Here is a 26,124-nt window from a genome sequence, read left to right on the forward strand (position 1 = left end):
TTCTAAAATATATCATCATAACTTTGTTACCAATTATAGGTTGGTCTCAAAGTTATGTTGGTTTGGTCTCCAACTATTTTATTTGGTTTGGTAATACGAACAAAGACTAATGCTATGTTTTTAAATCAACCCACACCTAAAAAGAAGCGTAAAAGTCTTAAGGATTATTTTGATTTTCGTAATAATCAGGTCAATCAAGTTGGTTTAATTTTCTTTTTAGCATTTGTTTTGGCAACCACTTTAATTTATCAATTTAACGAACGTTTTGACTCCGAAAAATGGAAATCTCAACCTTCCTTTCGGGATGAAATGGTCGATGATGTTATGGATCGAAACCTTTTTATTAACGCTACAAAACAAGACGTTTTAGATCAATTAGGAAAACCTAATGACAGGTATACAGAAGATATAGATTCTTATATTTATTACGTCGGAGAAAGAGCCAGTTTTAATAATGAAGGTCCCATGCAACTCGTTTTAATTTTTGAAAATAATAAGGTTGTTAAAATGGTTTTAGAATCTAGAAACAACTAATCTCTTTTTAATTCATCATTACAATCGGTTCATTCTTCGCCAATTACCTAAAGTAACATTTCGTTTTCGACAATTTTATATTGAGGCCACACTCGTAAGGCACTTTACCGAAACTATTCAACATTCACGTAATACCATATTAGCCTCAAAATCAGCACTATTTTTTATAGTTTTCAAAATTACAGCCTGAAAATAAATATTTCGTAAAAATGACTCTTAGTTGATATTGAAATTTGCATAGCTAGTTTTTTTGATGGTACTTTCTTCCAGCTATTAATTTTATAAATCATTAAAAAATGAAAATCGGAGTCCCAAAAGAAATTAAAAACAATGAAAACAGAGTTGGTATGACACCTGCTGGAGTTTTTGAACTTACAAAAAACAAACACACGGTATATGTCCAAAAAGATGCTGGTTTTGGTAGTGGCTTCTCTGATCTAGATTATATAAATGCTGGCGCAATAGTGTTAGAAACTATAACAGACGTTTATACCTCTAGTGATATGATTATAAAAGTTAAGGAACCTATTGCTGAAGAATACCCTTTAATACAATCGCATCATGTAGTGTTTACCTATTTTCACTTTGCATCTAGCGAACCATTAACAAAGGCCATGTTAAATAGCCAAGCTGTGTGTATTGCCTACGAAACCGTTGAAGATAAAGATGGTTCATTACCATTATTAACACCAATGTCTGAAGTTGCTGGAAGAATGGCAATTCAGCAAGGTGCAAAATATTTAGAAAAACCTATTAAAGGTCGTGGAGTATTACTTGGCGGAGTTCCAGGTGTTCCTCCAGGACGCGTTTTAGTTTTGGGTGCGGGAGTTGTTGGCATCCAAGCGGCAAAAATGGCGGCTGGTTTAGGTGCTCACGTTACTGTTATGGATATTAACATGAAGCAATTGCGCTATGTAAACGACGTTATGCCTAGCCATGTGGTCACCGAATTTTCAAGTGAGTATAATATTAGACAACGTATAAAAGATCACGATTTAATTATTGGAGGTGTCTTAGTTAGAGGAGCAAAAGCCCCAAAATTAATTACTAGAGATATGCTTAAAGATATGCGACCAGGTACAGTTTTAGTTGATGTCGCTGTAGATCAAGGTGGTTGTATGGAAACTACGAAAGCCACAACACATGAAGATCCAACCTTTATTATAGATGATGTTGTACATTATTGTGTGGCTAATATGCCAGGAGCTGTGCCATACACATCAACTTTAGCCTTAACTAATGTTACCCTACCTTATGTGTTGCGTTTAGCAAATCAAGGTTGGGAAACAGCTTGTAAAAACGATGCCACCTTAGCTAAAGGATTAAACATCGTTAAGGGTAAAATTGTATATGAAGAAATTGCAGAAGCCTTTAACTGGTCTGTTGATGCTATGTAAAGTTTACGACTGTCATTTAAAGTCCTGACAAAATTTCTTAACTCAAATTTGGCTTACTATTTGCTATTCATTTATTAAATTTACATGAATTAAAAATTTCAAATTATGAGTGGAATGATAGGATATTACATACTAATTGGTGCTATTGCATTAGTAAGCTGGTTAGTGAGTAATCAACTAAAACGCAAGTTTGCTAAGTATTCTAAAGTACAATTGCGCAATGGTTTATCTGGAAGAGAAATAGCAGAAAAAATGTTAGCAGATAATGGTATCACTGATGTAGAGGTTATTTCTACACCAGGACAATTAACAGACCATTACAATCCAAAAAATAAAACGGTTAACTTAAGTGAATCCGTTTATAATCAACGAAACGCAGCTTCGGCTGCTGTTGCCGCTCACGAATGTGGCCACGCCGTGCAACATGCACAAGCTTATAGTGCTTTAGGCATGCGGTCTGCGTTAGTACCAATTGTTAGTGTTACATCTGGCATGTCGCAATGGTTAGTAATTGGCGGCCTTGTTTTAGGAGCTGCTGCAGGAGTTGGTTTAGGATATTGGGTTGCTGTTGCTGGTTTAGTCTTTATGGGCTTTGCTACATTATTTAGCTTTATTACTTTACCTGTAGAGTATGATGCGAGTAACAGAGCTTTAGCATGGTTAAAAAACAAAAACATGCTAACTCCAGATGAATACAAAGGTTCTGAGGATGCACTAAAATGGGCAGCTAGAACATATTTGGTTGCTGCTATTGGAGCACTAGCTTCTTTATTATATTGGGCACTACAAGTGTTTGGTGGTAGAGATTAATTATTAAAATATAGTATTAAAAGCTCTGATTTTTCAGGGCTTTTTTTGTTCTGTATAAAGAAAACACTTACTTTAACATTTCTAACTAAATCATACTATGGACAACCAATTCCCAAACCAATCCTCAGAAAAAATACTAATAGGCCATATTTCAGAGGTCGAGCGCACTACTTTTTACAAAAAAACATACTCACATGTTGCAGGTGGAGTTCTTGCTTTCATCTTATTTGAATACGTATTACTGCAAAGTGATGCGGTAGTAAAATTTATGCTTTCCATGACTGAAGGCTATAAATGGTTATTAATGCTTGGCGGTTTTATGTTAGCAACCAACTATGCAGAAGGTATGGCTATGAAAACCACGGATAAAAACAAGCAGTATTTAGCCTATGGCATTTACATATTTTTTGAAGCCTTAATTTTTGTACCAATGTTATATATAGTTACTGAACTAATGGGTCCTGCTGGTTCAGAAGTTCTTTATCAAGCCTCTATTGTAACCTTGGCATTATTCACGGGCCTATCTGCTGTGGTGCTTATGACGAAATCCGATTTCTCATTTTTAAAAACAGGATTAACCGTTGGTTTCTTCATTGCAATAGGCTTAATTATAGCAGGTACTATTTTTGGTTTTAATCTAGGCTTATGGTTTTCCGTAGGTATGTGTTTATTAGCAGGCGGTTCTATTCTATATCAAACCTCTAACTTAGTAAAGACTTATGGAGTTGAAGATTATATTCCGGCAGCTTTAGGATTGTTTGCATCCTTAATGCTATTATTCTGGTATATTTTAAGAATATTTATGTCTAGAGATTAATCTCAAATTATATAAAAAATGAAAAGCCCAACTAAAAATTTTAGTTGGGCTTTTTTAATAAATATTTTATTTTGACCTGATTAGTGTTAAAAAAATAAAAACAAGGTTAATATAACATAGAAAGACATCAAATCTATTGTATTCTAAAGCGTATAAGCGTCGTAAATTTGCACCTCGAAAAAAAAGAGATAATAAATAAATTATGAAATTAAATAATCAAATAACTGCAGAGAGCAAAGTTGGAACGAAAACTAAACAATTTAGTAAGGCAAGTTCAATGATTTGGAATACTAAAAGACGTTATAAATAAATATAGAATATATTTTTAAAAACAAAAGCCCAACTGAAATTTCAATTGGGCTTTTTTTAATAGATATTATTTAATTTTGTCGCCATTTTTATCGTAAAAATGGTATTCAAGATATGTGTAAGCATCTCTAGGTAAAACTTTTACCCATTTTTTGTGTTCAATAAACCACTTTGAACGTACTGATGGAAACCCTTTGGTTAAAAAGGCTGCTATAAAAGGGTGTGTATTAAGAGTCACCTTTTTATGGTCTTTTTTGAAAATACGTTGCAGGTCTTGATTAATACGTTCCACCACTTTAATTGGTGCTTCGATTTCATCGCCTAATACATTAGGATTTTCTTCTTTCGTTTTAATATTGCGTTCTGGCCTAACGCGCTGTCTGGTTATTTGCACTAATCCAAACTTACTCGGCGGCAATATTTTATGCTTTGCTTTATCATCTTTCATCTCATCTCTAAGATAATTATAAAGCTTTTTTCTGTTCTCTGCTTTTCCCATATCGATAAAATCGATAACGATAATGCCTCCCATATCGCGTAAACGCAATTGTCTTGCAATTTCTTGAGCAGAAATCATGTTCACTTCTAAAGCCGTATCCTCCTGGTTCTTCTCTTTATTGGAGCGGTTACCACTGTTTACGTCTACAACATGAAGCGCTTCGGTATGTTCAATAACCAAATAAGCACCTCTTGACATAGAGACGGTACGACCAAATGATGTTTTTATTTGGCGTTCGATACCAAATTTTTCGAATATAGGTCCATTTTTGTGATACTTCACTATGGATTCCTTATTCGGTGCAATTTGTTGCACATAATCTTTTACTTGTACATACATTTCTTCATCATCTACAACAATACCAGAGAATGAATCATTAAAAATATCTCTCAAAATAGAGGATGCTTTATTCATTTCTCCCAATACTTTAGTTGGGTGATGAGCTTTGTACAATTTTTTACACATTGCTGTCCATCGATCCAGCAAATTCTGTAAATCACTATCTAGCTCGGCAACTTTTTTGCCTTCTGCTACAGTACGAATAATAACTCCAAAACCTTTAGGTGTGATACTTTTAACGAGTCTTTTTAGGCGGTCTTTTTCTTCTTGTGATTCAATTTTTTGAGAAATTGAAATCCGATTAGAAAAAGGTACCAAGACAATATATCTACCAGCAATAGACAATTCTGAGCTAATGCGTGGTCCCTTTGTAGAGATTGGTTCTTTTACTACTTGTACTAATATGGACTGATTAGATTTAATAGCATTTGCAATGCTACCATTTTTATCTAAATCTTTTTCCATAGGAAAGTCTTTAAGGGTGTAATCCCTTAATTTCCCTGTGCTTACACGTTTAATGAATTTTAAAAGCGAAGGCATTTGCGGTCCTAGATCATGATAGTGTAAAAAACCATCTTTCTCATAGCCAACGTTAACAAACGCAGCGTTTAAACCAGGCATGACTTTGCGTATTTTGGCAATAAAAATGTCACCAACCGCAAAGTTGTTATCCTCTTCGTCTTTATGTAATTCAATAAGTTTTCCATCTTTTAATAAGGCAAAATCAACAATATCTGAACTCGATCTTACGATTAATTCCTTGTTCATAATGTTAATTTATATCTAACTCTTAATTGAGGTAGATGGATTTTACTAAATTATTTGACACAGGTCTCCCGATTAAAATCGGGAATCCAACAAATCTATCAGCACTCTATTAAATGCTATAAATTCTATATCAAAGAACGTTTCTTTAAAACTGAAAAAAGTAGTTTTATAACTACTTTTTTCAATTTATTTTTTCTTGTGACGATTAGCACGTCTACGTTTTTTACGCTTGTGCGTCGCTACCTTGTGTCTTTTTCTTTTTTTACCACTTGGCATAATAAATAATGCTTTTTAAATTAATATTTTGTTTAAATGCTTTCTTAGTTAACCTCAACATTAGATTTAACTCCTTCTAAAAATACTTTAGCAGGCTTAAATGCTGGAATGTTGTGTGCAGGAATTTTTATTGTAGTATTCTTTGAAATATTACGACCTGTTTTTTCAGCTCTTGTTTTAATAATGAAACTTCCGAAACCTCTTAAATAAACGTTATCTCCGCTCTCTAAAGATGTTTTTACTTCTTCCATAAAGGTTTCAACTGTTGCTTGTACATCTCCTTTTTCTATACCTAATTTATCAGATATTTTCGCTACTAAATCAGCTTTTGTCATTTTGTTACTAGTTTTAGGGTTACTATAAATTCTAAGGGATGCAAATATAGGTAATTTAATTTCAATAGTTCAAACGTAATTAATTAAAATTTAACACAATAAACATTTAATTTTGCTTTTCATTAAAAAAACCAAATGGATTTCAATAGTAAACTAATTAACTGGTACTCAACTCAAAAGAGGGAATTACCATGGAGAGAAACACGTAATCCGTATTACATTTGGCTATCAGAAATAATTTTACAACAAACTCAAGTTAAGCAAGGATTACCATATTATGACGCATTTGTTACCCAATACCCAACAATTTTTGATCTTGCTGAGGCATCTGAAACGTCAATTTTAAAATTATGGCAAGGTTTAGGTTACTATTCTAGAGCACGAAATCTTCATGCTACAGCAAAACATATTGTTAAGGAGTTTGATGGTGAATTTCCGGATAATTATAAAGACTTATTAAAATTAAAAGGAGTTGGTGATTATACAGCAAGTGCTATTGCTTCTATTGCATTTAACGAAGTCGCTGCTGTGGTAGATGGTAATGTGTATCGGGTACTATCTCGTTATTTCGGAATTGACACTCCTATAAACTCAACTATAGGTATAAAAGAATTCAAATTATTAGCCTCAACGTTAATAGACCACAACCAACCTGCCACGTATAACCAAGCTATTATGGAGTTTGGAGCTTTACAATGCAAACCAAAAAATCCCATTTGCTCTGTTTGTCCATTACAAGATAGTTGTGTTGCCCTCAAAAATCAGATCGTTGATGTGCTTCCTGTTAAACTGAAGAAAACGAAAGTTACTGTAAAATACTTCAACTTTCTGGTGTTTATGGATCATCATAAAAAAACGCTTTTTGAGAAACGTAGCAAAAAAGGGATATGGCAGCATCTTTACCAGTTTCCATTAATAGAATCTGAAAAAAGTTTAACTGCAGAAGAATTTCATCTTTTAAATTTTGAAGACTCCTTGTTGAAAATTAATCCTTTGGATTACTCCTTATATAATGAAGTAGATATTGTTCATAAATTATCTCATCAGCATTTGTATACAAAATTTTGGATTATTGATGTAGAATCACTTCCAAAGGAAGCAATTTTAATTAAATCGCTCACAAAATATCCATCTCCTGTGCTTATAAGTGAGTTTATAGACAACTTCAGTTTTTAGAACCATAAAGAAATCACATTTTTTTACTACTTTTAAAGTAGTGATTACGCAATTGAGTAACTTTGCAACTTATTAAAACTTAAATATTATGTCTGGAACCTTAAATAAAGTAATGTTAATTGGAAACTTAGGTGACGAAGTAAAAATGCACTATTTTGATGATAAAAATTGTGTTGGTCGCTTTCCTATAGCAACAAGTGAGACTTATATAAGTAAACAGACTAATGAACGTGTCTCAAATACCGAATGGCACAACATCGTGGTTAGAAATAAAGCTGCCGAAATTTGTGAAAAGTATCTTACAAAAGGTGATAAGGTTTATATTGAAGGACGCATAAAAACCAGAAAATGGACAGATGATAAAGGGATGGAACGTTATTCTACAGAAATTCAATGTGATGAATTTACGTTTTTAACTCCTAAAACGGACCAGCAACAACCAAAGCAGTCTACAACAAATACTAATGCTCAATCAAAACCTTCTGCAAAACCTACTACACCCGCTTCAGCAGAACCAGAAGGCGATGACGATTTACCATTTTAACCATTTTAACCATTTAATATAACTTTATCTTGGACCCAGAACCCACGGTTTTAATTTCTTCTTTATTAATTGCCAACACTTCCTTTGTAGTAAGCATTATATTACTCATCGTTTTACTCTTATGCTCTGCGCTAATTTCCGGTGCTGAAGTCGCTTTATTTTCTCTTACAAAATCTAATTTGAATGATGGTTTAGAAAACAAATCGGCAGCCATGGAAATCATTGCTTCACTTTTAGAACGACCCAAAAAATTATTGGCAACGATATTAGTCGCTAATAACTTTATAAATATTGCAATTGTTTTATTGTTTGCATCAATTAGTGACACTGTTTTTGACGGAATTAATTATTCAATCAATTTCCACTTTTTCGAAATTGAACTAGCTTTCTTTGTTAAAGTAATTGTTGCTACATTTTTGATTCTACTATTTGGAGAAATTATCCCTAAAATTTATGCCAGTAGAAATAGTGTAAAGTTTTCTTCATTTATGGCAAAACCCCTAAAGGTGTTGGATGTTATTTTCTCTCCTTTAAGTTTACCGATGCGTTATGTAACGATAAAAATTCATAACAAATTTGGAAAACAACGTTCAAACCTTAGCGTAGATCAACTATCACAAGCCTTAGAACTAACTAATGACGAAGACACCACAACAGAAGAACAAAAATTACTAAAAGGTATCGTCTCTTTCGGAAACACAGACACCAAACAAGTTATGCGTCCGCGTATGGATTTATTTGCTCTAAGCATAAAAACTCCTTACGAAACCATTATTGCGGAAATTATTGATAACGGTTATTCTAGAATTCCTGTTTACGAAGAAAGTATAGATACCATTATTGGAGTCCTTTATGTAAAAGATTTATTACCACATTTAAATAAGAAAACATTTGATTGGACCACTATTTTACGTGAACCTTTCTTTGTGCCAGAAAACAAGAAATTAGATGATTTAATGGTAGAGTTTCAAACCAAAAAAGTACATCTTGCTGTTGTTGTTGATGAATATGGAGGCACATCGGGATTGGTATCTCTTGAAGATATCATAGAAGAAATTGTAGGAGATATTAGTGATGAGTATGATGATGATGATTTAGTGTACACAAAATTAGATAATAACAATTTTAGCTTTGAAGGCAAGACTCCTTTAAAAGATGTTTACAAAATAGTTGGTATTAAGGACGATGCAGAACTTTTTGAAGCTAAAAAAGGGGATTCAGAAACACTTGCTGGCTTTGTTTTAGAGATTTCGGGTGGATTTCCGAGAATAGGAAGTAAAATAAATTTTGAAAATTACGTTTTTACTGTAGAAGCTTTAGAACGAAAACGTATTAAGCAGATTAAGCTAACCTTATTAGATAACCAAGAATAAAATGAGAATGCTTTGCTTGTAAGAAGAAAAAGAAGCACGTCAAATAAAGAACAAAAAAGAGCACATGAAACGACTAGTTTTACCCTTGTTAAGCGTATTAATGTTAGGATGCGGAGATGACACTTTACCTAAACCTAAAGGTTATTTAAGACTTGAATACCCAAACGCTGTTTATGAAAAAGCTATTGTTCCTTTACCTTTTTCTTTTGAAAAAAATAAACTAGCAGACCCTATTAAAACGATAAAAACCATAGGTAATACCAATGGTATTAATATTAAGTATACACCACTTAAAGCCACCATTTATCTTACTTATAAAGAAGTTAAAAACGGCAATATTGATAGTTTACTTAGAGACGCTCAAAACCTTACTCAAAAGCACGCTATAAAAGCTGATGAAATCTCTCATCAGTTATTTGAGAACAAAGAAGCAAATGTATACGGTATGTTATATGAAATAGGAGGAGATGCTGCATCACAATCTCAATTTTATGTAACAGATAGTATTCATCACTTTTTAAGTGGCTCACTTTACTTTTATGCGAAACCTAATTATGATTCTATTTATCCTGCTTCAGAATACTTAAAAAAAGATATAAGCCATATTATGGAAACCGTACGCTGGAAAGACCAATAATCTTATAAACTTAACACTATAAAAAAATGCCTATCGAAATTTCGATAGGCATTTTTTTTATTTGTAATGTATTTAATTTACCGCTTTATTAGCTTTGGTAAACCCATACGCCACCTATTTTAATAACAGCGAAGTCTTCTGTAGTATTACTACCATTATAAACCTCTAGCGTAATCACATACTTTTGCTCTTCATCTGCAGAAGGTGCAACGTTACCTAACACTACATTAATAGCATCTAGTATCATTGGGTCTGTCCACTCAGCTGCATTACCAGCTCTTCTGTCCATGTTTCCGTAATTTTCTGTACTTGCTGTAGCCGCTGGATAAACAGTTGCTAAATCCGCAACAATTGCAGCATAATCAGCAGATGTTAAAGTATACCTAATTGTGTTATCAGGAACCCAAATACCATCAACAAATCCAAACTGTAAAGTTGTAGAGATAGTAGATTCATGAGCAGTCCATTCACCAGCTTCAAATGTGTATAAATCACCTCTTAATTGTGCTCCAGAAGAACTAGACACATATTTATAGATAACTGTTAACGCATCTTCTTCTTGAGCATACGGATATTTAATATTTAAAAATGCAGGTAAATAATTATCTGCAGGTATAGAACTTCCGAAGTTGCTTAAGCCCATAGATGCAAAATCCTCTTCACTTAAGATATATACACCTTCAGACAATTCCCATTCTCCATCTGTATACGTGTAATAAACCTCTTCATTTACAGTATCTCCTTCAACACCTGCAACTTTAATTACAGCTAACTCTATTTCCCAAGTCGCACCAATTGTTGTATCTGATTCGTATTTAAAGGCAATGTGAATTGTTTCACCTTCATAAGCAGAAAAATTATAATCATCAGAAGTCACAGAAGACCAGCTATCACCAGCAGGCACAGGATTAAGTTCAATAGTATCCCAAGTTGCTGTAGTAACATCACCAGTATAATCTGTAGATACTAAGATGTTATAATAATCAGATTCATTAGCATAGTTTAAAATTTGAGTTACTTGAAATAACGGATTTTCATAAGCTGATAAATCAATTTCTGAAGATACTAACCAATCTTCATTTTCAAAATAGTCAGGATAGTCAGAACCATTCATTTTAGCTCCGTAACTAGACGCTTCCCAAACTTGATCACCAGTTACACTGACAGCTGTATAGTCTAAAAGTGTTGCTGCAGAAACAAAATCTGCTTCATATATATTAGAAATACCTTCTACTGGTTCTTCAGTATATCTCTTATATGATGCTAATACCACTTGACCTTCAGTTGGCTCAGTGTATTCTGCTTCAAGTATACTAGGTAAAAAATCTTCAGGGTTTTCATTTGGATAAAAACCAACTGCATTTAGAGATCCTTGAGGATAATCTAAAATTTCTAATGAATAAACATCGGCATCTGTGTAATCACTTACACCTTCAGCATTACCAACATATAAATCATATCCAATTAAGACAGAAGAACCTTCTCCCCAAAATGGATATTTATCAGATAAAAAACCTGGCAATATCGTTTTAGCTTCTTCTTCTGAACCAAAATTACCATAAGGTAATTCTAACGCATCATAATCATCACTAACTAATGTGTAAGTTTCAGAACCTACAATTGGATCTGCTGACGAATCTAATCCGTCATAAATATCATCCATTGGGTTACAACCTACCAAGGTGATACCCAAAACTGCTAAACAATAAAATATTCTTTTCATATTCAATTTTTTTTAAAAATTAACATTTAATCCTACACTATATGTTCTTCCAGGACCAAAATAAACTTGAGCTGTTGATGCTGTACCATCTAAATCGTTAGCATCTGAAACATACTCAGTATTAAATGCATTATTCACTTTACCTATTAATGTTGCATTAAAAGATCCCATTTCAAAAGAATGTCTTACACCAACATCAAATAAACCAAAATCAGGAAGTTTCCATACATCTGGTAAATCTAAACTACCTCTATTTGTAACATCATATGATGAATAGTTATCACCTGCAAAGTTATAATCAATGTAGATATTAGATTTAGAAGCTAATTTATAATCAAGTCCAAGAGCAAATGTTGTTTGAGCCACATCACCTACTTTTAAATCTTCTGCATAAACTTCAACTACATCTATAACATCACCTGATTGATCTCTAATTTCTGAAGACACATTACTCTTCCACTGCCAATCTCCTATCGATACCATACCTGTTACCGTTAATTCTTCAGTTGCCTTATATCTAAAATCAACTTCAACACCTTGGTGTAATGCATCTATACCTTGTAAGTTGTAGAAAAATAGACTTTCGCCAGTCCCAAGTGAACCACCTAATGACTTATCTAACCATTGCGTATAATATACGTTAACATTAGCACTTAATTTGTCACCACGGAAACCATATCCAAGTTCTGCACTAAATACTTTTTCATTAACGGCCTTTTCATTAGGAATGATTCCATCTTCATCTAAAAATACATCATCTAAAAATGGTGCTTTAGAGAAATAACCAACATTTACAAACACATTGTTGTTCATGTCTAAGTTGTAGTTACCACCACCTTTAATACCGTATCCTGTAAAGTTAACAGCTTCAGACTCTCTACTACCTACTATGGTATTATTCATGTATTCTTTCTGCTTGTAATTACTATTTGAAACGTCTGCCGCAACAAATACGTTTACAGATTCATTGATTTGATATTCTGCTTGTCCAAAAAGTCCATATCTTGTAACAACACCATCGTAATCCTTATTGTACTTATCACCTACTTGTAATGGTTTACCAAAAGCATAAGTATCACTTTCATTATCTAAGAAGAATTGACCTCCTAATAAATCTGTTACTTCATACCAGTGTGATCCAATATAATAACGACCATCAAAACCAGCAGATACTGTTAGTTTATCATTAATTCTGTTTTTATAACTAGATAAAATACCATACCATTCATGATTATTTATAGATGATGAAAGAATATCAGTAGAACCATTAACACCATTAGCACGATTCTCTTCTACAACTTTATCAAAATCAATTGGTGTTAAGCCTGTAGACCCTAATCTATAATCATCAGAACCAATTTTAGAACCTTCATCCCTACGTCCACCACCGGTACCAAACGATGCATAAGCAGCTGTTGATAAAGAAGAATTATCATCAATATTCCAAAGGTGGTTTATAGATATTTGTGGTTTGTGATAAAAGTTATAAGACTGGTGGTAAACTTCACCATTTTTATAACCCCAATCTTTATTTGCTTTTTGAGGACCAGAATCGGTATCTTTTAACTCTGCTATTGTAGAACGGTTATAACGCTGACCATGTTCTTGTTGAGCTCCAAAAGCCGTAAATGACAATCTGTGTGCGTCATTTATTTGTTGAGATAAACTTAAGAAATAGTTATATCCAGAAAATTCTGTTCCATCAACATAACCATCACCATAAAGTTTAGAAGCGCTAACTGTTGCTGCAAAACCTTTATCACTTAAACCTGTTGAGTAAGTCATTCCGTATTTCGTATAACCGTCATTACCTAAAGTAGCACCAAATTGACCACCTTGTTCTGCATCCGTTGTTTTTGTAATGATATTAATTGTACCACCCACTGAATTAACCGCTACTTTAGAAGCACCTAAACCTCTTTGAACCTGCATAGTCGATGTTACATCTCCTAAACCTGCCCAGTTACTCCAATAAACAGCTCCGTTTTCCATATCGTTTACTGGAACACCGTTAATCATTACCGCAACGTTTTCAGAACTAAATCCTCTAAGATTAATTCTACTGTCACCATAACCACCACCTTGTCTTGTTACATAAACACCAGGTGTTGACTTTAAAATTTCAGGGAATTCTTGAGTACCTAATTTTATAGCAATTTCTTCAGCCTTAATTGTTGACACAGCCACTGGCGTTTTTCTATCAACAGCGACAGAAGCCACAAGTAAAATTTCATCTAAGCCAACATTACTAGACATTAGCGTAATTGTACCTAAATCAGTATCTCCACTAAATGCAATAGTTTGCGAAACATAACCTACATAAGAAATAACAACTTCACCTGAACTCGATTTAGAGTTTAAAGTAAAAGTACCTTCGAAATCTGTAGTTGTTCCATTGGTCGTTCCCTTCTCTATAATATTAGCACCAGGAAGCGCAGAGTTCATGTCACTATCAATAATTTTACCCGTAATAGTGCTTTGGGCATATGCAATTGTTGTTAAACTGGTTAAAACAACAATACATAAAAAAAGACTAAATTTTTTCATATAAAATTTAAGTTAATTGGTTTTTTATCAGCGCAAAATTACGCAATACAACAGCTAAAACATTAACTTAATGTTAACAATTAAGCATTGTGAAGATAAATTATAGAATCAACAAATTTCATACATTGATAATCAATTTTATGAAAACTTTTTAACAATTATTAACAATTATTCATATAGAAAGCTAGTAAATTTTGCGTAGAAGCGTCATGATTGCCATCTTTACTAGCATTATTAAGCTCATCTAGTATAGATTTCGCGAGCTGTTTTCCCAACTCAACACCAAACTGATCGTAGCTATAAATGTTCCAAATGATGCCTTGAACAAAGATTTTGTGCTCATACATGGCTATTAATTTTCCTAAACTCTCTGGAGTTAGCTTTTTAATTAATAAAGAAGTCGTTGGTTTATTACCTTCAAATATCTTGAAAGGTGCTAATGCAGAAATCGCTTCTTTAGACATCGTTTTACCTTCAAATTCAGCTAAAACCTCTTCTTCAGTTTTACCATTCATAAGCGCTTCTGTTTGCGCGAAGTAATTAGACATCAATTTATCATGATGGTCCTTATTACCATATAATGAATTTACATAACCAATAAAATCCGTTGGAATTAACTTTGTTCCTTGGTGAATTAATTGAAAAAAGGCATGTTGTGAATTGGTTCCTGGTTCTCCCCAAATCAACGTTCCAGTTTGGTAGTTCACTTTCTCACCATTTCTATCGACACTCTTACCATTACTTTCCATGATACCTTGCTGAAGGTAGGTTGCAAATTGGTTTAAATATTGTGTATATGGAATGATAGCTTCACTTTCAGCCTTAAAAAAGTTATTATACCAAACGGTTAGCAAAGCTGAAATTACGGGGATGTTTTCACTAAAATCAGCAGTTCTAAAATGCTCATCCATTTTATGCGCTCCATCTAAAAGACTTTCAAAATGTTTGTAGCCTAACGCTAAACTTATTGATAGTCCAACAGCACTCCACAAAGAGAAACGACCACCAACCCAATCCTTCATTGGGAAAATATTTTCTTCATCAATACCAAAAGCTTTTACACTCTCAATATTTGTTGAAACTGCGACAAAATGCTTAGAAACCGCTTCTTTTGGTTGGGATTCTAAGAACCAAGTTCTAATAGAATTCGCATTAGATAGCGTTTCTTGAGTCGTAAATGTTTTTGAAACAATAACAAATAGCGTAGTCTCCGGATTTAAGTTTTTTATCACTTCTTGATAGTGATCACCGTCTACATTACTTACAAAATGAGTTGTTAGTTGGTTCTTATAGTATTGAAGTGAGTCTACGACCATTGCAGGTCCAAGGTCAGAACCTCCAATACCAATATTTACAACATCTGTGATGGCCTTACCAGAAAACCCTTTATGACTTCCGCTAACTACGGAGTTCGTAAAAGTTTCAATTTTTTTCTTAACCTCGTGTATTTCTGGAATTACGTTTTCACCATCCACAAAAACGGTGGCGTCTTTAGGTGCTCTTAAAGCCGTGTGTAAAACTGCTCTACCTTCAGTGGCATTAATAATATCACCTTCAAAATACTTTGAAATCGCATCTTTTAGGTCCTGCTCATTTGCTAATTCAACTAATAAATCAAGCGTTTCTGTTGTGATTCTATTTTTTGAAAAGTCAGCATAAAAATCATCCCATTTAATCGTTAGGTCATTTGCTCTTTCTTTATCAGCCTTAAATAAATCTTTTAAATGCTGAGATTTAATAGTTTCAAAATGTGCTTGTAATTTTTTCCAAGCGTTTGTAGTGGTTGGGTTGGTTGCTTTTAATGCCATTACTGTATGTCTGTATTTAAATCTTCGGTTATTGTGTTTTCTGGTTGAATAGGCTCTGCCTCTAAGAAAAAGATATTATCTAAACGTTGCTTAATCGGTTTAATATGATCTAAAAATTCTACCTTTAAGCTGTCTGATATTGGTTTGGCTTCAGGTAATTTTTGTTTAAAAGGATCGACTTGTTCTCCATTTTTCCAAAAACGATAACAGACATGTGGTCCACCTGTATTTCCTGTCATACCAACAAAACCGATAATATCACCTTGTTTTACAAATTGTCCCTTTTTAACATTCTGCCTACTCATATGTAAATACTGTGTAGAATAGGTATCGTTATGTCTAATTTTCACATACTTACCATTACCTCCTCTTCTCGTAGATTCAGTTACTGTTCCGTTCGCTGTTGCCATAATTGGAGTGCCAATTGGAGCTGCAAAATCGGTTCCTTTGTGAGGACGAACTTTATAACCATAAACGGCAATACGTCGTTTTAGATTATACCGCGACGATATTCTACTAAATTGAACGGGAGCTTTTAAAAACGCACGTCGTAGATTTTTTGCATCTTCATTAAAATAATCAACTATGCCTTTAATAGAATCTGTTTCAAACTGAAACGCGTACAATGAATCACCATTGTGTTCAAAATAAGCTGCTTTTACATTTTGGATTCCTGCATATATAGTATCATCAATATATTTATCCGTATAAATAACTTTAAAACGGTCTCCTTTTTGTAGTCGTCTAAAATCGATGGTCCACGCATAAATTTCATCAGCCATTTTATAGGCTAATCGCTGACTTAAACCTTTATCCTCAAGCGTTTTGGAAATACTACTTTCTATAATTCCTGTTGCCGTTTTTTCGACATAAGTTATCGGCTTTCTGTTTTTATAAGCATGAATAGAATCCTTTAAACCAATAACAACATATTCTTCTTGACTATTTTGGTAAATAAACGTATTTGGACTTGGGAGCGAATCCTGTTCCGATTCCTTAGAATACAACAAGGTATAAGGTCTGCCTGGATGTAGTTTTCTAATATCGAAGGTGTCTTTTGTAACCTCAGCAATCTTAAAAATTTCGGAGTACCCAATATTATTTCGTTGTAGAATTTCACCAAAACTATCCCCTTTTTGTATGGTATCTCGTTTTACGATGTAATTATTAATATCGAAACCAAACTCAAGAATTTTTTCTTCTTCAACTATTTCGGCTTGTTCTTTTTCGAAGGCTATTTCTGCCGAGTTATCCTCTTTACAAGCATATAAACTTACTGCAATTACAGCAATTGTTATTAATCGTTTTAACTGCATTAATTAAGCTAATTATAAATTATTTCCCCAATTCTCTAATTCCTCTGCACTCCATAATTCCGGAAAGAAAATCCGTCTTTGATATTTTGGATGCATATATTTTTTCCAGTCACTTCCTCCTGTAGCTTCACCATCTCCGATTCCACTATCAATATAATGTTTGGCAGCGTTGTAATGTGCCATTACCCAACTCACATTAACCGTATAATCATAATGACGCATGGCTTTAACTAGTTCTTCGTCTTTCTGATCTTTTTCTGGAAGTTCTTTAAAACGTGTCCAAAGATTTGTGGTATTATAAGTTTCCATAAATCTTAAAAACTCGTCTTTGTAACGTTTTTCAAAATTAACTAAAAGTGTCGATTTTTTTCCTGTTTTATGGTCTTTTCCTGCGGCTTGCCAATATAAATGCTCAAAAGCATGTGTAAACGGTGTATCTCTATCAATATCTTTTCTGAATCTATAGTCTATTAGATTAATCAATTCTGTTGATGAAAACTCAATAAGTCTGTATTGCGCACTTTGAAATCCACTTGCTGGAGTTAAGGTATATCTAAATTTCATATACTGCTCAACATCCATACCTTCTCTCATAATGTTGAAAGAGGTGGACAACATGTCGAAATAACGACTAATACGCATCAGTTTACTTTCAAAAAACGTAACGTCTAAATCTTCTTTTTCAGCCACTTGAGAAATCTCCCAAAGAATCATTTTAAAAATCAACTCATTTATTTGATGATAGGCAATAAACACCATTTCATCTGGAAGCGTGGTACGTTGAATTTGTAAATTCAACAAGGCATCTGTATGAATGTAATCCCAATACGTAATGGGTTTACTATAAAGTAAGCCGTATAAATGGTCGTCTGTATCTTGGTCTATTTTTTCGTACTTCTCTTGAAGTGATTTTACAATTTCGTCGTAATTAGGTTGGTCTGACATCATTAATTTTAATCTTAGAATACTATTTTAAAAGAGTGTTTTAAACCTTTAAACTCAACAAGGTCTGCACGAAGAGAGCCTACAGCTAAATCTGCTTTAATTTTTAAAGGAATTTTATTTTTATCGGCACTCACCCAAAGTGTTAAACTTTCTTCTTCTTTAAAGACACGACCAGCCATAACATAGGGTCTGAATTTAATGGTTTTCACTTTTACATCTGAACCATTAACATCCACTTCTATTGTCTCTACTCCTAAATACTTAAGCTTAAAACCATAGTTTTCTTCATCAAAAAACATGTTGGTTTTTATTTCATCACCAACTTTTAACGATTTTACATCAATGTTATTTCTTAAATAATAATACATTGATACCATATCCTGAACATCTTGCTCTGTGGTTATGTTTTTAGTTTCTTTATCTTTTTTATTATTGACCTCAGCAATCTTCTTTTCATGGTCAAAGTTAATTTCTACATCCTTTGTATGACCACCTTCATCAATTTTTCTAATAAATTTATAAGGAGCACCTGTTTCTTTATCAAAATAGCTTTCATAACGGTCTTTAACTTTAAAAAACCACTTAATAGCTCCTGTTGTCCAACCTTTTCCAACCACATGATATACGGGCTTTCCGTCTAGTTTCTTTTCGTTGACGGAAAGGGTTGCATTTCCTGCTTTAATGAAGCCGCTATAACTCATCTCAAATTTAAACCATTCTCCTTCCTGGAAGGCTGATTCCTTCTTTACGTTAGAGGCTTGAAATCCTACAAAGAATAATATAATTGCAAATAAATGTTTCATAATCTATAGTTTGTAAATATAAATAATGTAACGCATTTTTTACGTTACAATTATCTTAAATACAATTACTATTCCAAATCTATAAAATCTTTTATTTACTATCTAAAAACATCATAGATATAAACACCATAATTAGTTATGCTCTCATTTTTAAAGACAGCCGATGTAAGTGTAGTGGTAACCAAAACATATGGAGTCAAATTATTACGTATATGTGAAGGTAACTAGAATTAGTTTTTTTATTAGCGCGTTTAAATTTAGGGAACTAAACGCGCTTTTTTATATCAAAGTGTCCCGCGCTTCTCCTGTTCGCGTTCAATAGACTCAAACAACGCCTTAAAATTCCCTGCTCCAAATCCACGAGCTCCCATACGTTGAATAATTTCAAAAAACAAAGTTGGTCTATCTTCTACTGGCTTAGTAAAAATTTGAAGCAAATAGCCTTCTTCATCGGCATCTATCATAATACCTAAACCTTTTAGGGTTTCAATATCTTCTCTAAGCGCGTGACTATGTTCTTCTAATCTTCCCGGCACTGCTCTGTAATATTCTTCTGGTGGCGTCGATAAAAATTCAACTCCTCTAGATTTTAATTGTGAAACTGTTGTAATAATATCATCGGTTGCCACAGCAATATGCTGCACACCAGAACCTTCGTAAAAATCTAAATATTCTTCAATTTGGGATCTTTTAGCGGCTTCAGCAGGTTCGTTAATTGGAAATTTGATTCGTCCATTTCCATTACTCATTACCTTACTCATTAAAGCTGAATATTCGGTATGGATTTGCTTATCATCAAAAGATAAAAAGTTAACAAAGCCCATCACGTCTTCGTACCATTTTACCCATGTATTCATTTGTCCCCAACCTACATTACCAACCATGTGGTCTATATATTTTAATCCTGCCGGTTCTGGATTGTAATCACTTTTCCATTCTACAAAACCTGGCATAAAGGTTCCTGAGTAGTTTTTACGCTCCACAAACATGTGTACAGTTTCACCATAGGTATAAATTCCGGCTCTTACCACTTCTCCAAATTCATCTTTTTCAACGGTTGGTTCCATATAGGATTTCGCACCTCGCTTGGTTGTCTCTTCATAAGATTTACGCGCATCTTCTACCCATAATGCCACGACTTTTACGCCATCTCCATGCTTTACAATGTGTTTATTGATTTCAGATTTACTGCTTAAAGGAGTGGTAAGCACTAAACGTATTTTATCTTGTTTCAGCACATAACTTACAGAATCTTTTGAACCCGTTTCTAAACCTTTATACGCATATGATTGAAATCCGAAAGCCGTTTTATAAAAATGTGCGGCTTGTTTGGCGTTACCCACATAAAATTCAACATAATCTGTACCTAAAAGCGGCAAAAAATCTTGCGCTCCTTCAAATATTTTTTCTAAACCGTAGTTTACATTTTCTACTTCTTTTGCCATAATTATTTGTTTTATAATCGAGACATTAGAAAAAGAGAAGTGACTCTATTAGTTTATTATGAAAACCGATAGTCATCTTATAAAATTCTTCTAATTTTCTTCGATTTTTATTAGTTGTAATTGTGTTATATAATTAATTGTGCTTCTATTGTATTGAATCTAAATTTATAGAATCAACTTCTTCTTCGATAATATAGGTATCATCTTCCCAAGTCTCAGAACTTTCTGGCTCTATGGTCGTTTCATATTCCGATTCGTAATAATAGTCATCATCTTCAAAATTTCCATTTTCTAAACCCTCTAAAATAGCAGAAGAAAATAATGTGCCATAAATAGCTAATACTCCGATTGCCACTAAGAACACAAGACCATTAAGAACAATAGCTATAATATTTATAATCTTAGCCGTATTTACGTTACTTCTTGATTGTGGATTAAAAGCCTCCGGATTCTCACCAAACTCACGTAAACTTTTATTTGCAGACACCAATCCAATAATAGCCATAGCTAATGGAACAATAGCAGTAATACCATAACAACAACAGCCAGCGATACCAATAACTAAGGCTAATATTCCTAAAATAAGTGATAGTGGATCTGCGGGTAATTTATTCTGATTCATTTTTTAATTCTCAACCTTACCTTTCTGTATAAACCACTATTGGCATTACTTTAAAAGGGACTCTGTTTGCTGAGAAGGGAGCCTTTGTTAATCTTCTATTTAATTTTAATCTATTTTAGTGTTCTAACCACGATTTAAAGTAATCTTCATCAGCAATTTTTAAGGCGTCTTCAGTTACTTTTAAAGGCTTAAAGGTATCTACCATAACTGCTAGTTCTTCTGTCTTCACTTTGCCAATACTTTTTTCCATGGTTCCAGGATGAGGCCCGTGTGGAATACCTGCTGGATGCAATGATATATGACCAGCCGCAATATCATTTCGACTCATAAAATCACCATCCACATAATACAACACCTCATCACTATCAATATTACTGTGATTATATGGTGCAGGCACCGCAATTGGATGATAATCGTATAAACGTGGTACAAAACTACACACTACAAAAGCATCGGTTTCAAAGGTTTGATGTACTGGAGGTGGTTGGTGCACGCGACCTGTAATGGGTTCAAAATCGTGAATAGAAAAGGCGTACGGATAATTATAACCATCGTAACCTACCACATCAAAAGGATGTGAGGCATAAACCATATCAAAAATGTCGTCGTTCTTTTTTATTTTAATTAGAAAATCACCCGACTCATTATAAGTTTCCAATTCTTGTGGCTGTCTTAAATCGCGCTCACAGAATGGTGAATGCTCTAATAATTGTCCGAAATAATTACGGTAACGCTTAGGCGTGTAAATTGGTCGTCTAGATTCTACAATGAATAATCTATTGTCCTCAGTATCAAAATCGAGTTTATAAATCACACCTCTTGGCACTAATAGATAATCTCCGTATTTAAAATCTAAATTTCCTAAATGGGTCCTTAATTTCCCTGTGCCTTTGTGGACAAAAATTAACTCATCTGCATCCGTGTTTTTATAAAAATAATCTTCCGTAGAGTGTTTTGGCGCTGCCAATATAATATTACAATCGCTATTTGTGAGTACAATTTTCCGACTCTCTAAATAATCGTTTTCAGCTGGTACTTGAAACCCTCTAAACCGATACGATTGCATGTTATTCTCCTTCGCTACTTTAGGCGCAACGCTGTATTGCTTTTTTATCTCTTTTACTTGTGTTGGCCGTTGCTCATGATAGCTGTTGGTAGACATACCATCAAAACCGATAGTACCAAACAATTGCTCGTAATAAAAATCGCCATTTGGTTTTTTAAACTGCGTGTGGCGTTTTGGTGGAATTTTTCCTAATTTATGATAGAATGGCATGTTTTTGAATGGTTTTAAATATTACAAAGACCTTTCGACTGCGCTCAAGGTGACACTTTATTTACAATTTTAAAGGTACAAAATTTGTAGAGATTCCTGCCTTCGCAAGAATAAGGCGTGTTTATTCTGGATTCCTTTTAATTAGGAAATGAAGATGCAATTTTATGTTGGCCCAGAATGGTGTCATGTGTTTAAAACTAATGCTTTTATGGTCACATGCTGTTCGCGCTAAAATCATACGCTGAGCTACAAAATTTTATCTTGCGCTCATATCATGTGCTACAAATATCAATAAATTTTTGTTATTTTTAAAGCATTAGAAAAATCATTTAAAATGAAACTACGTATTACTTTAGTTTTTGTATTGGCAATGGGTTCTTTTTGCTTTACTCAAACATCGGAATTTAGTAGTACGAAATTTAATTCTTCTGTATTTTTAAATGAGAAATTGGCTGAATTTACATTCACAAAAATCACAACTCCATTACCCTTTCAATTTCAACAAAACGATACTAAGTTTACCATGTTAAATACTGACATTGATTTTGAACTTAATTCTGACGCATTTAACACCTCGTTATTTTCTAATTTGAAGCTTGTTGAATCGCACTACCAAAATGATTATAACTATTCTAGAGGCTGTGGTCCTTTGAAAGATGGTTTGACCCATACCACTAATAGTAGTGATGTTATGATATCAAGATTTGTAGATTATGTTGTGAATGAGCACCTATTTAAAAATTTGATCTTCAAAAACTAAACCCACAACCCAAAGACCAGAGCTATAAAGTTAGGTTTTAGTCAACTTCTTTTTACTTTTGCACCAACTAAAAATACATCATGATTACGTTTTTTAAAAAATGGTTTGGTTTTAGTGACAAAACAGAACACACAGAAGAAGATACAATGAAAAAATTCTTAATCGTTGGTTTAGGAAACATCGGTGAAAAATACGCCAATACCAGACATAACATCGGCTTTAAAATCCTAGATTATTTAGCAGAGACTAATGACATAACTTTTGAAACTGTAAAGCTTGGAGATGTTACAACACTAAAAATAAAAGGACGAACCTTAATTCTTTTAAAGCCAAGTACGTTTATGAATCTCAGCGGAAAAGCCATAAAATACTGGTTAGAGAAAGAAAAAATTCCTTTAGAAAACCTACTTGTGGTTACTGACGATTTAAACCTTCCTTTTGGGTCTTTAAGATTAAAAACCAAAGGCAGTGATGGAGGTCATAACGGCCTAAAAGACACACAAGACAAATTACAAACTGTAAAATATAATCGCTTTAGATTTGGTATCAGCGCTGAATTTAGCCAAGGACGACAAATAGATTACGTGCTTGGAGAATGGACCGAAGACGAAAACACACAACTTAAAGAACGTTTAAAAATTTCGGCAGAATTGGTAAAATCTTTTGCATTAGCCGGAGTAAATACAACAATGAACCAATTTAATGGAAAATAAAATTTAGTTTTGTTTTCTAAGAGTTTACCATTGGTAAAAGCGCAATACATTTAGGTTTGAATTCAAAATCAGAAAAAGTAACAACCATTGGCACCTACGACGGTGTTCATATTGGACATCAAAAAATCCTTAAACAGGTGGTAGCTCTTGCTAAAAAGCAAGGTTACGTTCCTGTGGTTCTCACCTTGTTTCCGCATCCAAGAATGGTGCTTCAAAAAGACGATTCTATTAAACTTTTAAATACCATTGAAGAACGCATTGAATTATTAAAATCTCTGGGCATAAAGGAAGTTATTGTAAAAGAATTCACAAAAGACTTTGCTAACCTTTCTGCTCAAGATTACGTGAAGCAAATTTTAGTTGACGAATTAAATACTAAACAAATCGTCATTGGTTACGATCACCATTTTGGCAAAAATAGAAGTGCTAATATAACAGACCTTAAAGCATTTGCTAACCTCTATGATTTTAAAGTTGAAGAAATTTCAGCACAAGATCTCAAGGATGTTACCGTAAGTTCTACTAAAATTAGAACCGCACTGAATAGCGGAGAAGTAGATTTAGCAAATTCTTATTTAGGTTATAATTTCTTTATAACTGGCACAGTTGTTAAAGGCAAAGAACTGGGTAGAACTATAGATTTCCCAACCGCAAATATTAATATCACCGCAACTTACAAACTGATTCCTAGTGATGGCGTGTATGTTGTTAAATCTATAATTGAGAACAAAACGGTTTTTGGGATGATGAATATTGGCACCAACCCAACTGTTGATGGTAAAACACGTTCTATTGAAGTTCATTTCTTTAACTTTAACCAAGATATTTATAATGCCGAATTAAAAATTGAGTTTTTAAAACGCCTGCGTAGCGAACAAAAATATGAGAATCTCGAAGCCTTAAAAATGCAATTAAAAAAAGACATGGTAAATGCGTCAAACTATATACAAACTCTAAATGCATAAGTTTCTATTTAAACATATAGACAATTCAGGACTCATTGTTTTTAGAATCATTTTTGGGCTATTGTGTTTTTTAGAAGCTGTAGGAGCCATTTTTACAGGTTGGATTAGACGAACTTTAATAGAACCCGAATTTACCTTTTCATTTATTGGTTTTGAGTGGCTACAACCACTTCCTGGCGATTGGATGTATGCATATTACGCCGTAATGGGAATTTTTGGACTCTTTATAATGCTGGGTTACAAATACAGATTGAGCGTTTTAATGTTTGCTGTAATGTGGACAGGAACGTACCTAATGCAAAAGTCTTCATACAACAACCATTATTATTTATTAATGCTATTAAGTTTTTTAATGGTGTTTTTTCCAGCAAATCGGTATGCCTCAATAGATGTTAATCTGAATCCAGCTCTTAAAAGTAATTCAATGCCTAGTTGGTGCAAATGGTTTTTTGTACTTCAATTATTTATTCTTTATACCTACGCATCGGCAGCTAAGTTTTATCCCGATTGGCTAGATGGTTCTGTAATGAAAATATTAATGCGAAGTAAAGCTGATTTTTATGTGGTTGGAGAGCTCTTGCAACAAAAAACTGTCCATTACATACTATCTTATGGTGGTATTTTGTTTGATGGGTTAATTATTCCATTATTACTTATTAAACGCACTCGAAAATATGCCTTCTTTGCGTCTATTTTCTTCCATCTATTTAATTCATTTATCTTTCATATCGGCATTTTCCCTTATATGTCGTTAGCCTTTAGTTTGTTCTTTTTTGAACCTAAAACGATTAAAAATATATTCTTAAAGCGGAAAGATTATTATGATGCTGATGAAGTGATCATCCCAAAATACAATACAGTTTTATTAGCGTTGTTTTCCATATATTTTATCATTCAAATAGCCTTACCATTAAGACATCACTTTTTTAAAGACGATGTATTATGGACCGAAGAAGGCCATCGTCTTTCTTGGAGAATGATGCTAAGAGCCAAAAGCGGAAGAACCACTTATAAAGTCTTCAACGCCAATACCAATGACCCTATTCCTATTAAGTTAAACGATTATTTAACTAAAAAACAGCAACGCGGAGCTCAAACTAAACCTGATATTATTTGGCAATTTGCACAACATCTTAAAAAGGATTTTGCTACAAAGGGAATCCCAATCAAAGTTTATGTCAATTCTTATGTGAGGGTTAACGGGAAGCCTTCTAAACAATTAATCGATCCAAAAGTTGATTTGGCAAATGAAAAATGGCAACACTTTAAACATCACGATTGGATATTACCATCAGAATAATTAGCACTGTCATTTCTTGCTTTAAAAATTTCAACTTTTATGAAATCAGATTTTACAATATAAAATAGAAACTTTTTATTTTTATCT

Annotated in this window: 23 protein-coding genes; 12 read left to right on the plus strand and 11 right to left on the minus strand. The window is 33.4% G+C overall.

Annotation, left to right across the window (positions count from 1 at the left end; genetic code table 11):
- The first annotated feature begins 114 nt into the window (after positions 1-114).
- The 4 genes from HM992_RS02025 (at position 115) to HM992_RS02040 (ending at position 3,558) form a co-directional block, all read left to right on the plus strand.
- Positions 115-534: a hypothetical protein gene (locus HM992_RS02025; RefSeq protein ID WP_179318501.1), complete on the plus strand. Its 420-nt coding sequence runs from the start codon at positions 115-117 to the stop codon at positions 532-534.
- Between the two features lie 296 nt (positions 535-830).
- Positions 831-1,931 carry an alanine dehydrogenase gene (ald, locus tag HM992_RS02030; protein ID WP_178986656.1) on the plus strand — a complete coding sequence of 367 codons (1,101 nt, stop codon included), beginning with the start codon at positions 831-833 and terminating at the stop codon, positions 1,929-1,931.
- Between the two features lie 114 nt (positions 1,932-2,045).
- Positions 2,046-2,741, plus strand: coding sequence for a zinc metallopeptidase (locus HM992_RS02035; RefSeq protein ID WP_178986991.1), 696 nt, complete (start codon positions 2,046-2,048; stop codon positions 2,739-2,741).
- 97 nt (positions 2,742-2,838) lie between these two features.
- Positions 2,839-3,558 (plus strand): Bax inhibitor-1/YccA family protein, encoded by a 720-nt coding sequence (locus HM992_RS02040; protein WP_178986655.1) that lies wholly within the window; start codon positions 2,839-2,841, stop codon positions 3,556-3,558.
- 376 nt (positions 3,559-3,934) lie between these two features.
- On the opposite strand, the gene HM992_RS02045 is transcribed toward HM992_RS02040, so the two are convergent.
- On the minus strand, positions 3,935-5,473 hold the full coding sequence (locus HM992_RS02045; RefSeq protein WP_178986654.1) for an Rne/Rng family ribonuclease: 1,539 nt from the start codon (positions 5,471-5,473) through the stop codon (positions 3,935-3,937).
- A gap of 320 nt (positions 5,474-5,793) precedes the next feature.
- A complete protein-coding gene (locus HM992_RS02050; protein WP_262890396.1) occupies positions 5,794-6,114 on the minus strand; it encodes an HU family DNA-binding protein in 321 nt (106 codons plus the stop codon).
- Positions 6,115-6,219: 105 nt separating this feature from the next.
- On the opposite strand from HM992_RS02050, the gene mutY reads away from it, so the two are divergent.
- The 4 genes from mutY to gldD all read left to right on the plus strand — a co-directional run bounded on the left by mutY (position 6,220) and on the right by gldD (position 9,814).
- The gene (gene mutY / locus HM992_RS02055; protein ID WP_179318503.1) at positions 6,220-7,260 is read left to right on the plus strand and encodes an A/G-specific adenine glycosylase; all 1,041 of its coding nucleotides are present in this window, start codon (positions 6,220-6,222) and stop codon (positions 7,258-7,260) included.
- 88 nt (positions 7,261-7,348) lie between these two features.
- The gene (locus HM992_RS02060) at positions 7,349-7,804 is read left to right on the plus strand and encodes a single-stranded DNA-binding protein (protein WP_179318505.1); all 456 of its coding nucleotides are present in this window, start codon (positions 7,349-7,351) and stop codon (positions 7,802-7,804) included.
- 29 nt (positions 7,805-7,833) lie between these two features.
- Positions 7,834-9,177 (plus strand): gliding motility-associated protein GldE, encoded by a 1,344-nt coding sequence (locus tag HM992_RS02065; RefSeq protein ID WP_178986651.1) that lies wholly within the window; start codon positions 7,834-7,836, stop codon positions 9,175-9,177.
- A 64-nt stretch (positions 9,178-9,241) separates the two neighbouring features.
- Positions 9,242-9,814: a gliding motility lipoprotein GldD gene (gldD, locus tag HM992_RS02070; RefSeq protein ID WP_178986650.1), complete on the plus strand. Its 573-nt coding sequence runs from the start codon at positions 9,242-9,244 to the stop codon at positions 9,812-9,814.
- Between the two features lie 88 nt (positions 9,815-9,902).
- Here the strand turns inward: gldD and HM992_RS02075 are convergent, their stop codons facing one another.
- The 9 genes from HM992_RS02075 to HM992_RS02115 form a co-directional block, all read right to left on the minus strand.
- On the minus strand, positions 9,903-11,537 hold the full coding sequence (locus HM992_RS02075; protein WP_178986649.1) for a choice-of-anchor J domain-containing protein: 1,635 nt from the start codon (positions 11,535-11,537) through the stop codon (positions 9,903-9,905).
- Between the two features lie 12 nt (positions 11,538-11,549).
- The gene (locus tag HM992_RS02080) at positions 11,550-14,084 is read right to left on the minus strand and encodes a TonB-dependent receptor (RefSeq protein ID WP_178986648.1); all 2,535 of its coding nucleotides are present in this window, start codon (positions 14,082-14,084) and stop codon (positions 11,550-11,552) included.
- 161 nt (positions 14,085-14,245) lie between these two features.
- Positions 14,246-15,892: a glucose-6-phosphate isomerase gene (gene pgi / locus HM992_RS02085; protein ID WP_179318507.1), complete on the minus strand. Its 1,647-nt coding sequence runs from the start codon at positions 15,890-15,892 to the stop codon at positions 14,246-14,248.
- Positions 15,892-17,208, minus strand: a complete 1,317-nt coding sequence (locus HM992_RS02090) for a M23 family metallopeptidase (RefSeq protein WP_178986646.1) — start codon at positions 17,206-17,208, stop codon at positions 15,892-15,894. The genes pgi and HM992_RS02090 overlap by 1 nt, the downstream gene beginning before the upstream one ends.
- Positions 17,209-17,220: 12 nt before the next feature.
- The gene (locus tag HM992_RS02095; RefSeq protein ID WP_178986990.1) at positions 17,221-18,153 is read right to left on the minus strand and encodes a tryptophan 2,3-dioxygenase family protein; all 933 of its coding nucleotides are present in this window, start codon (positions 18,151-18,153) and stop codon (positions 17,221-17,223) included.
- A gap of 14 nt (positions 18,154-18,167) precedes the next feature.
- On the minus strand, positions 18,168-18,956 hold the full coding sequence (locus HM992_RS02100; protein ID WP_178986645.1) for a DUF3108 domain-containing protein: 789 nt from the start codon (positions 18,954-18,956) through the stop codon (positions 18,168-18,170).
- Positions 18,957-19,240: 284 nt separating this feature from the next.
- Positions 19,241-20,401, minus strand: a complete 1,161-nt coding sequence (gene hppD, locus HM992_RS02105; RefSeq protein ID WP_179318509.1) for a 4-hydroxyphenylpyruvate dioxygenase — start codon at positions 20,399-20,401, stop codon at positions 19,241-19,243.
- 145 nt (positions 20,402-20,546) lie between these two features.
- The gene (locus tag HM992_RS02110; RefSeq protein ID WP_179318511.1) at positions 20,547-21,023 is read right to left on the minus strand and encodes a CCC motif membrane protein; all 477 of its coding nucleotides are present in this window, start codon (positions 21,021-21,023) and stop codon (positions 20,547-20,549) included.
- A gap of 115 nt (positions 21,024-21,138) precedes the next feature.
- Complete coding sequence (locus HM992_RS02115; RefSeq protein ID WP_179318513.1) at positions 21,139-22,299, minus strand: homogentisate 1,2-dioxygenase; 1,161 nt, start codon at positions 22,297-22,299, stop codon at positions 21,139-21,141.
- Between the two features lie 334 nt (positions 22,300-22,633).
- Between HM992_RS02115 and HM992_RS02120 the strand changes: the two genes are divergently transcribed.
- The 4 genes from HM992_RS02120 (at position 22,634) to HM992_RS02135 (ending at position 26,037) form a co-directional block, all read left to right on the plus strand.
- Complete coding sequence (locus HM992_RS02120; RefSeq protein WP_179318515.1) at positions 22,634-23,059, plus strand: hypothetical protein; 426 nt, start codon at positions 22,634-22,636, stop codon at positions 23,057-23,059.
- A gap of 80 nt (positions 23,060-23,139) precedes the next feature.
- Positions 23,140-23,772: an aminoacyl-tRNA hydrolase gene (gene pth / locus HM992_RS02125; protein ID WP_179318517.1), complete on the plus strand. Its 633-nt coding sequence runs from the start codon at positions 23,140-23,142 to the stop codon at positions 23,770-23,772.
- A gap of 56 nt (positions 23,773-23,828) precedes the next feature.
- Positions 23,829-24,737 carry a bifunctional riboflavin kinase/FAD synthetase gene (locus tag HM992_RS02130; protein ID WP_179318519.1) on the plus strand — a complete coding sequence of 303 codons (909 nt, stop codon included), beginning with the start codon at positions 23,829-23,831 and terminating at the stop codon, positions 24,735-24,737.
- Positions 24,730-26,037, plus strand: a complete 1,308-nt coding sequence (locus HM992_RS02135; RefSeq protein ID WP_179318521.1) for an HTTM domain-containing protein — start codon at positions 24,730-24,732, stop codon at positions 26,035-26,037. The genes HM992_RS02130 and HM992_RS02135 overlap by 8 nt, the downstream gene beginning before the upstream one ends.
- Positions 26,038-26,124: the final 87 nt, after the last annotated feature.

It is taken from the genome of Winogradskyella helgolandensis (assembly GCF_013404085.1).
Classification (GTDB): Bacteria; Bacteroidota; Bacteroidia; order Flavobacteriales; family Flavobacteriaceae; genus Winogradskyella; species Winogradskyella helgolandensis.

Excerpts from the sequence above, each read along its gene's own strand:
- HM992_RS02025 (WP_179318501.1), top strand. The coding sequence starts at position 115 with ATGTTTTTAAATCAACCCACACCTAAAAAGAAGCGTAAAAGTCTTAAG.
- ald (WP_178986656.1), top strand. The coding sequence starts at position 831 with ATGAAAATCGGAGTCCCAAAAGAAATTAAAAACAATGAAAACAGAGTT.
- HM992_RS02035 (WP_178986991.1), top strand. The coding sequence starts at position 2,046 with ATGATAGGATATTACATACTAATTGGTGCTATTGCATTAGTAAGCTGG.
- HM992_RS02040 (WP_178986655.1), top strand. The coding sequence starts at position 2,839 with ATGGACAACCAATTCCCAAACCAATCCTCAGAAAAAATACTAATAGGC.
- HM992_RS02045 (WP_178986654.1), bottom strand. The coding sequence starts at position 5,473 with ATGAACAAGGAATTAATCGTAAGATCGAGTTCAGATATTGTTGATTTT.
- mutY (WP_179318503.1), top strand. The coding sequence starts at position 6,220 with ATGGATTTCAATAGTAAACTAATTAACTGGTACTCAACTCAAAAGAGG.
- HM992_RS02060 (WP_179318505.1), top strand. The coding sequence starts at position 7,349 with ATGTCTGGAACCTTAAATAAAGTAATGTTAATTGGAAACTTAGGTGAC.
- gldD (WP_178986650.1), top strand. The coding sequence starts at position 9,242 with ATGAAACGACTAGTTTTACCCTTGTTAAGCGTATTAATGTTAGGATGC.
- HM992_RS02075 (WP_178986649.1), bottom strand. The coding sequence starts at position 11,537 with ATGAAAAGAATATTTTATTGTTTAGCAGTTTTGGGTATCACCTTGGTA.
- HM992_RS02080 (WP_178986648.1), bottom strand. The coding sequence starts at position 14,084 with ATGAAAAAATTTAGTCTTTTTTTATGTATTGTTGTTTTAACCAGTTTA.
- pgi (WP_179318507.1), bottom strand. The coding sequence starts at position 15,892 with ATGGCATTAAAAGCAACCAACCCAACCACTACAAACGCTTGGAAAAAA.
- HM992_RS02090 (WP_178986646.1), bottom strand. The coding sequence starts at position 17,208 with ATGCAGTTAAAACGATTAATAACAATTGCTGTAATTGCAGTAAGTTTA.
- HM992_RS02095 (WP_178986990.1), bottom strand. The coding sequence starts at position 18,153 with ATGTCAGACCAACCTAATTACGACGAAATTGTAAAATCACTTCAAGAG.
- HM992_RS02100 (WP_178986645.1), bottom strand. The coding sequence starts at position 18,956 with ATGAAACATTTATTTGCAATTATATTATTCTTTGTAGGATTTCAAGCC.
- hppD (WP_179318509.1), bottom strand. The coding sequence starts at position 20,401 with ATGGCAAAAGAAGTAGAAAATGTAAACTACGGTTTAGAAAAAATATTT.
- HM992_RS02110 (WP_179318511.1), bottom strand. The coding sequence starts at position 21,023 with ATGAATCAGAATAAATTACCCGCAGATCCACTATCACTTATTTTAGGA.
- HM992_RS02115 (WP_179318513.1), bottom strand. The coding sequence starts at position 22,299 with ATGCCATTCTATCATAAATTAGGAAAAATTCCACCAAAACGCCACACG.
- HM992_RS02120 (WP_179318515.1), top strand. The coding sequence starts at position 22,634 with ATGAAACTACGTATTACTTTAGTTTTTGTATTGGCAATGGGTTCTTTT.
- pth (WP_179318517.1), top strand. The coding sequence starts at position 23,140 with ATGATTACGTTTTTTAAAAAATGGTTTGGTTTTAGTGACAAAACAGAA.
- HM992_RS02135 (WP_179318521.1), top strand. The coding sequence starts at position 24,730 with ATGCATAAGTTTCTATTTAAACATATAGACAATTCAGGACTCATTGTT.